Origin of the sequence: Verrucosispora sp. SN26_14.1 (assembly GCF_004307965.1) — a bacterium.
In the GTDB taxonomy this organism is placed as follows: domain Bacteria; phylum Actinomycetota; class Actinomycetes; order Mycobacteriales; family Micromonosporaceae; genus Micromonospora.
This window is the reverse complement of the sequence record NZ_SISL01000540.1, coordinates 1-3624: the sequence shown is the minus strand read 5'-3', so window position 1 is coordinate 3624 and position 3624 is coordinate 1. Positions and strand designations below refer to the sequence as shown.

Sequence of the window (3624 nt, the reverse complement as noted above, 5' to 3'; positions counted from 1 at the left end):
GGCCAGCTCCGCGCCGATGCCCCGGGCCGCTCCGGTGATCAGGATCGTCCGGTCGCGAAGGTCGTACCGCATCGGCGTGCTCCCTGTCCCGGTCGGCGCCGCCGGTGGTGGTGGCGCGGTGGGCGACCGGACGGAACCAGACCGTACCGCGACCTGTGGTCGGCAGCGCGGCGGAGGCCGCCGGCCGAGGGGCACGAGCGTGCAGCTCGGCGTCGTCCTGCTGCGGACATCGGGGTCGACATCGGGAAGGATCGGCCCGACGACCACGACGAGCAGGAGACCCCCGCATGGCTGACTTCGTCGGTGCCGTGGACCAGGGCACCACCAGCACCCGCTTCATGATCTTCGACCACGGCGGTAACGAGATCGGCCGTCACCAGCTCGAACACCAGCAGATCCTGCCGTGCGCCGGGTGGGTGGAGCACAATCCGCTGGAGATCTGGGAGCGGACCCGGACCGTCGTGCGTACCGCCCTGAACACGCACGGCATCGCCGCCTCCGACCTCGCGGCGCTCGGCGTCACCAACCAGCGGGAGACGACGGTGGTGTGGAACCCGCGCACCGGCCAGCCGTACTACAACGCCATCGTCTGGCAGGACACCCGCACCGACCGGATCGCCGCGGCGCTGGAGCGCGACGGGCGGGGCGACGTGATCCGCAGGCGGGCGGGCCTGCCCCCGGCGACCTATTTCTCCGCAGGCAAGATCCAGTGGATCCTGGAGAACGTCGACGGGGTACGGGCCGCCGCCGAACGCGGCGAGGCGGTCTTCGGTAACACCGACACCTGGCTGCTCTGGCACCTCACCGGCGGTCCCGACGGCGGCGTGCACGTCACCGACCCCACCAACGCCAGCCGGACCATGCTGATGGACCTGGAGACGCTGGACTGGGACGACGAGCTGCTGTCGTTCTTCGACATCCCCCGGGTCATGCTGCCCGCCATCCGCCCCTCGTCCGACCCGCACGCCTACGGCAGCACCCGCCCCGACGGTCCCTTCGGCGGCCCGGTGCGGATCACCGGCGACCTGGGGGACCAGCAGGCGGCCACCGTCGGGCAGGTCTGCTTCGCGCCAGGCGAGGCGAAGAACACCTACGGCACGGGCAACTTCATGCTGCTCAACACCGGTACGGAACTGGTCCGGTCAAAGGCCGGCCTGCTCACCACCGTGTGCTACCAGTTCGCCGGGGCGGACCCGGTCTACGCGTTGGAGGGCTCGATCGCGGTCACCGGGTCGGCCGTGCAGTGGCTGCGTGACCAACTCAAGATCATCAACAGTGCGGGGCAGAGCGAGGACCTGGCCCGCCAGGTCTCCGACAACGGCGGGGTGTACTTCGTACCCGCCTTCTCCGGCCTCTTCGCCCCGTACTGGCGGTCCGACGCGCGCGGCGCCATCGTCGGGCTGTCCCGCTACAACACCGACGCCCACATCGCGCGGGCCACGTTGGAGGCCATCTGCTACCAGAGCCGGGACGTGGCCGAGGCGATGGCCCAGGACTCGGGCGTGGCCCTGGAGTGCCTGAAGGTCGACGGCGGCGTCACCGTCAACGACCTGTGCATGCAGTTGCAGGCGGACGTCCTCGGGGTGCCGGTGAGCCGGCCGGTGGTCGCCGAGACCACCGCCCTCGGTGCCGCGTACGCCGCCGGGCTGGCGGTCGGCTTCTGGCGGGACACCGGCGAGCTGCGGGCGAACTGGAACGAGAGCCGGCGCTGGCAGCCGACCTGGTCGCCGCGACAGCGGGCGGAGGGCTACGCCGGCTGGCAGAAGGCGGTACGCCGCACGCTCGACTGGGTCGACGTGGACTGACCGGACGGCGGCGGACCAGACGGGTTTCCATCACGTTTCGTGGACACGCCATCACTGCGTGTTGGTGACGCGTTCCCGGGATGTCCGGTCGGTCTGCCTTAGCATCCCGATGTCCGGCAGGTGCCGGTGTGGGACAGGGAGGGGCAAACATGCGGATCACGCGGGCCATCGTGGCGATCGTGGTCGTGTTGTCGGCCGGCGTGCTCGCGGGCACGGCGAACGCGGCGGAGCCGTCACCGTTCACGGTGGTCAACGGGTCGATCAACCCGGCGACCGGCACGCCCGTGCCCCCGTCGGGCACCCACGCCACCCTGTGGCGCAACAGCAGTCACGCCACCACCGTGCTGCAGGGCTCCGGCCAACTGGTGATCGGCGCGATCGGCGACGAGTGCGACGGCTGGCCGGTCGTCCGGGTGAGCGTGGGCGGCCAGCCCGTCGGCGAGGTGACCGTCACCAGTGCCACCGACTACGGCAGCTACCTGGTCGGCGCGCCGCTGGCGTACGGGCGGCACTCCGTCCGCATCGAGCTGGTCAACGACCGCTACACCGCCGCCTGCGACCGCAACGTGCACGTGGCGTACGCCCGGACGGAGGAGGCCGGGCCGGTCGACACCACGTTCGGCTTCGCGGTGGTGCCGGACACCCAGGAGGAGGTGCTGACCTCGGGCGACACCCGGATGCGGCAGCGCATCGACTGGCTGGTGGCCCAACGCACCGCCCTGGACCTGCGCTTCGTCACCCACTCCGGGGACGTGGTCAACTACGACACCCCCGACCACGTGCAGTACGCCCGCGCCAGTGCCGCCCTGCGTCCACTGGAGGCGGTCGGCCTGCCGTACACGCTGGCGGTCGGCAACCACGACACCCAGGTCTTCGGTCCCGACGGCGTGCTGCGCAGCCCGGCCGGGCCGTTGCTGCGCGACACCACCACCTTCAACCGGTACTTCACCGCCGACCGCTTCGGGGTGGTCGGAGGCCGCTTCGAGCCGGGCAAGGTGGACAACGCGTTCGCCACCTACCGTGCCGGTGGGGTGCAGTGGCTGGTGCTGACCCTGGAACTGTGGCCCCGGAGGGCGGCGGTCGCCTGGGCGCAACAGGTCGTCGCGGCCCACCCCCGGCACAACGTGATCGTGGTGACCCATCACTTCCTGGAGAGCGACGCCACCATCGGCCAGAGCGCCGGCTTCGGGTCGACGAGCCCGCAGTACGTCTTCGACAACCTGGTCCGTCGGTACGCCAACATCCGGTTCGTCTTCTCCGGACACACCGGCACCGCGGCGTCGCGGGTGGACACCGGGCTGCACGGCAACCCGATCCACTCGTTCCTCCAGACGTTCCACTCGCCACGGACCAACCCGGTCCGACTGGTGGAGATCGACACGGCCGCCAACTCACTGCGCACCTGGATCCATGCGCCGTACACCGACGAGGACTTCCCGGCCCACAACCGCACCTACACCAACCTCAACCTCATCCGCTGACCCCCGCTGACCCCCGCTGACCCCACCGGCGTGCCCGCCTGCTGTGGTTGATCAAGAAGTTTGGTCGCGACACGCCGACCCCGGTACGACCAAACTTCTTGATCAGCGCGGGGGTGTGGGGTGCGGGTGGGGTGCGGAGGTGGGGGGTCTCAGAACTGGCTCAGAATTGTCTCAGTATCACTATTAGATTCGAGATGGCGGTAGACGGTGGCTCGGGACACCCCGAACTCGGCGGCGATCTCGTCGACCGAGTGGGTGCCCGCCAGGTGCATCCGGCGGGCCGCCGACACCTGGTCGGGGCTCATCGCACGCGGTCGCCCCGGCCGCCGTCGGCCGCC

At 70.6% G+C, this 3624-nt stretch carries 3 protein-coding genes; 2 read left to right on the top strand and 1 reads right to left on the bottom strand.

The window, feature by feature from the left end; translation table 11 throughout:
• The first annotated feature begins 287 nt into the window (after window positions 1-287).
• On the top strand, window positions 288-1805 hold the full coding sequence (gene glpK, locus EYA84_RS28665; protein ID WP_131057081.1) for a glycerol kinase GlpK: 1518 nt from the start codon (window positions 288-290) through the stop codon (window positions 1803-1805).
• A gap of 149 nt (window positions 1806-1954) precedes the next feature.
• Window positions 1955-3286 carry a carbohydrate-binding domain-containing protein gene (locus EYA84_RS28660; protein WP_131057079.1) on the top strand — a complete coding sequence of 444 codons (1332 nt, stop codon included), beginning with the start codon at window positions 1955-1957 and terminating at the stop codon, window positions 3284-3286.
• 149 nt (window positions 3287-3435) lie between these two features.
• On the opposite strand, the gene EYA84_RS28655 is transcribed toward EYA84_RS28660, so the two are convergent.
• On the bottom strand, window positions 3436-3624 hold a 189-nt coding region (locus EYA84_RS28655), incomplete at its 5' end, for a helix-turn-helix domain-containing protein (RefSeq protein ID WP_131057077.1).

Bases quoted from the DNA above. Each gene is read 5' to 3' on its own strand.
- glpK (WP_131057081.1), top strand. From the start codon at position 288: ATGGCTGACTTCGTCGGTGCCGTGGACCAGGGCACCACCAGCACCCGC.
- EYA84_RS28660 (WP_131057079.1), top strand. From the start codon at position 1,955: ATGCGGATCACGCGGGCCATCGTGGCGATCGTGGTCGTGTTGTCGGCC.